Origin of the sequence: Mesorhizobium sp. M7D.F.Ca.US.004.03.1.1 (genome assembly GCF_003998635.1) — a bacterium.
Classification (GTDB): Bacteria; Pseudomonadota; Alphaproteobacteria; order Rhizobiales; family Rhizobiaceae; genus Mesorhizobium; species Mesorhizobium loti.
Window position 1 is genome coordinate 1 of sequence record NZ_RZQG01000579.1, and the last position, 3,881, is coordinate 3,881.

At 63.6% G+C, this 3,881-nt stretch carries 3 protein-coding genes and 1 pseudogene; all 4 read right to left on the minus strand.

From position 1 onward, the window contains the following. Nucleotides 1-75: pseudogene (gene moaC, locus EN935_RS42265) on the minus strand (cyclic pyranopterin monophosphate synthase MoaC); the annotation flags it as partial. A 2-nt stretch (nt 76-77) separates the two neighbouring features. After that, a complete protein-coding gene (trpC, locus tag EN935_RS25745) occupies nt 78-890 on the minus strand; it encodes an indole-3-glycerol phosphate synthase TrpC (protein ID WP_109669011.1) in 813 nt (270 codons plus the stop codon). A gap of 3 nt (nt 891-893) precedes the next feature. Continuing rightward, on the minus strand, nt 894-1,904 hold the full coding sequence (gene trpD, locus EN935_RS25750; protein WP_109669008.1) for an anthranilate phosphoribosyltransferase: 1,011 nt from the start codon (nt 1,902-1,904) through the stop codon (nt 894-896). Beyond that, nucleotides 1,901-3,793, minus strand: coding sequence for a SurA N-terminal domain-containing protein (locus tag EN935_RS25755; RefSeq protein WP_127264436.1), 1,893 nt, complete (start codon nt 3,791-3,793; stop codon nt 1,901-1,903). The genes trpD and EN935_RS25755 overlap by 4 nt, the downstream gene beginning before the upstream one ends. Nucleotides 3,794-3,881 lie beyond the last annotated feature (88 nt).

A 3,881-nucleotide genomic window follows, 5' to 3' on the forward strand; every position in this document is an offset into this window, starting at 1 on the left:
CGTCTCTTCCTTGTCGCCGACATCAACCATGTTGGCCTCGCCCTGGGCGCCGAGATGGGTGAGGGCCGATGTCATCGTCAGACCACCTCGGCCGCTGCCTTGCCCGTCAGCAGCAGGCGCGTGGCCGCGGCGACATCCTGTTGCCGCATCAGGCTCTCGCCGACGAGGAAGGTGTCGATGCCGGTCTTCTGCATCCTGAGGCAGTCGTCATGGCTGAAAATACCGCTCTCGCTGACCAGCAGGCGGCCGCCCGGCACCATCGGCGCCAGCCGCTCGGACGTTTTAAGGCTGGTTTCGAATGTTCTCAGATTGCGGTTGTTGATGCCGATCAACTGCGATGACAGTTTTACCGCGCGCAGCGTCTCGGCCTCGTCATGCACCTCGATCAGCGCATCCATGCCGAGTTCGAATGCCGTTGCCTCAAGCTCGCTCGCCAGGGCGTCATTAACGCTCGCCATGATGATCAGGATGGCATCAGCGCCCCAGGCGCGGGCTTCGTAGACCTGATACGGATCGAACAGGAAATCCTTGCGCAGTGCGGGCAGGGCGACGGCGGCTCGCGCCTTGGTGAGAAACTCCGGCGCGCCCTGGAAAGACGGCGCGTCGGTCAGCACCGAAAGACAGGCGGCGCCGCCTTTCTCATAGGCCTGCGCCAATGCTGGCGGATCGAAATCGGCCCGGATCAACCCCTTGGAAGGGCTCGCCTTCTTGATTTCGGCGATCAGGGCGAAGCTACCCGATCTCTGCTTCGCCTCGAGCGCTGCAAGAAAGCCGCGTGGTGCATCGGCGTCTTTTGCGCGCGCCTTGATCTCGGCCAGCGGCATGCGTGCCTTGGCCGCCGCGATCTCGTCGCGCTTATAGGCCTCGATCTTGCGCAGGATGTCAGACACGGTTCACCCGTTCGAAATTTCGACCAATCGGTCGAGCACCTGCAGGGCCCGGCCGCTGTCGATGGCTTGCGCGGCGAACGCGATGCCGTCACCAAGCGTCGTCGCTTTGCCCGCAACGACCAGGCCGGCGCCGGCATTCATCAGCACGGTGTCTCGATAGGCGCCGGCAGCACCGCCCAGCATATCGCGCAATGCCGTGGCGTTGTAGGCCGCGTCGCCGCCGCGCAATTCATCCTTGGTATGGCGCGCCAGCCCAACCGCTTCAGGGGTTAGCGTGAAGCTGCGGATCTCGCCGCCGATCAGTTCGGCGACCTGCGTCTCGCCGGTGGTGGTGATCTCGTCATAGCCGTCGCCATGGGCAACCCAGGCATGCTCGGCGCCCAGCGCCTTCAGCGTCTCGGCCACCGGCAGGATCCATTCCGGCAGGAACACGCCGACCATCTGCCGTTTGACGCCAGCCGGATTGATGAGAGGCCCGAGCAGGTTGAAGATGGTGCGGGTGCCGAGCTCGACTCGGGTCGGCCCTACATACTTCATTGCCGGGTGGTGCGCGGGCGCGAACATGAAGCCGACGCCCGCTTCATGGATGCAACGGCCGATGAATTCGGGCGAGATGTCGATCTTGACGCCAAGCGCAATCAGCACGTCGGCGGACCCTGTCAGCGAGGACAGACCGCGATTGCCATGCTTGGCGACGGGCACGCCGCTGCCGGCGATGACGAAGGCCGATGCCGTCGAAATGTTGACACTGTGGGAATTGTCGCCGCCCGTGCCGACGATGTCGATGGCGCCGTCCGGTGCGTCGACACGCAGCATCCTGGCGCGCATGGTGGCGACGGCGGCGGAAAGCTCGCTCACCGTCTCGCCGCGCACGCGCAGCGCCATCAGGAAGCCGCCGATCTGGCCGGGCGTGGCGTCACCCGACATGATGATGTCGAAGGCCTCGCGCGCTTCCTCGAAGGAAAGCGCGCTGCCGGTCGCGACCTTGGCGATATGGGTTTTCAGCGCGCTCATCTTGTCGAGGCTTGGGCAACGGCGGCCTGGTCGATGCGAACGTCGTACTGCGTCTGCAACTGCGCCACCAGCTGATCGAGCAGGTCATCCGACATGCCGGAGGTGAAGGATTTCTGCGCATCGTCCGGCACCGAGCTGGCATCGGCCCCGGCGGGCTCGAACACTTCGGCGACCTTGTACAGGATCTGACCGTCGCCGGTGGGCGAGGGGATCAGGCCGGTGCCGCCTTCGCCGACGCCGAACATCGCCGCCGCACCCTCCTTGCCGAAATCGACATCGTCGGCCTCGCGCTTGACGCCGCGCTTGGTCTGCTTCTCCAGCTTGAGCTCACTGGCAATAACGTCGAGCGTGGCACCGGCCTTGAGCCGCTTTTCGAGCTCGTCAGCCTTGGCGGCGAGCCGCTTGGTGGTCTCAGCTGCCGTCCAGTCGGCGACGGCTTTCTGATGAACCTCGTCCAGCGTGCGATCGCGAGCCGGCGTGACGGAAGTCACTTCGTAGAAGACAAAACCATTGTCTGCCGTGGTCAAAGCTTCGTTCTCCGTGCCGGGTTCGGCGTCGAAGACAGCCTTGATCAGTTCCGGCGATTGCGGCAGGTCCTTGACGATGCTCGCGTCAGGCCGCAATCCGCTGCGATCGATGGCGTCGATGGTGATGAGCTTCAGCTTCAGCTTGGTGGCGGCGTCGGCCAGCGAACTGCCGGCGGCGCGGGTGTCTTCATAGCTGTCACGCACGTCCAGAAGAATGCGGCTTGCCTCGCCCAGCGCCAGGTCCTTGCGTATCTGGTCGGACACCTCGGTCAGCGGCTTCACCACCTCGGGCTTGATTTCGGTGACGCGCAGCAGCACCGGGCCGAAGGCGCCCTGCACGACCTGACTGACTTCATTGGCATTGAGCGCGAAGGCCGCGTCGGCGACCGCCTTGTCGGCGATCTTGTCCTTGGCCAGCGTGCCGAGCAGCGTATCGGCCGGGGTCTTGCCTTCCGCCGTGACGAGCTTGTCGAAGGTGGCGCCGGCCTTGAGCGAATCGAGCGCGGCCTTGGCCGCATCCGGCGTCTTGAACACAAGCTGCTCGATGGTGCGCAGTTCCGGCGTGGTGTAGCGCGCCTTGTTCTTGTTGTAATCGTCGCTGACCTGGCTGTCGGTGACGGCGGTCGTATCCATGATGTCGACGGGTTCGAGGCGGACATAGGAGAATTTGCGGTATTCGGGTGCCGCATATGTCTTCTTGTCGGCTTCGAAATAGGCTGAAAGCACGCTGTCGGAGGGCGCCTGGATCGGCTCGACCAGTGCCTTGGGCAGGGTCAAATAGTCGATGGTGCGGTCTTCGCCGCGATAGAGCGCAACCGCCTTGAAGAAAGTATCCGGAGCCTTGAGGCCATCCGAGACCGCTTCGACGATCTGCTGGCGCACCGCCACCTGGGCACGGTTCTTCAGATAGTCCTCGGGCCGCATGCCAACCTGCCGCAGCATGTATTCGAATGTTTTGCGGTCGAACTGGCCGCCTGGGCCCTTGAATGCCGGGTCTTCGCGCGTCAGCTCGGCCAGCCGATCCTTGGAAAGTCCGAGGCCCAGTTTGCGTGCCTGTTCGTCGAGAACGGCGCCCGAAACGAGCTGAGCCAGCACCTGGTTGTCGACGCCGAGCGCCTTTGCCTGTTCGTGGCTGAGACGCTGGCCGAACTGCTGCGACATGACGGCGAGCTGGCGATCATAGGCGAGACGGTATTCGTTGATCGACACTTTGGTGCCGCCAGCGGTTATAACCGAATCATGGCCGGCGAAACCACCCATCAGCCGTCCGGAAATGCCCCAGACCAAAAAGCTGAGCACCAGCAACACCAACAGCCCCTTCGCGACCCAGGTGCCTGCCGCGCTTCTCAATATACCAAGCATTTTTACTTCCGATTTATGCGCATTTTCGCATGCGCCGAGTCTGAAACAAGCGCAATAGCGCCCTTCCGGTCCACTGTCGATTGCTTTG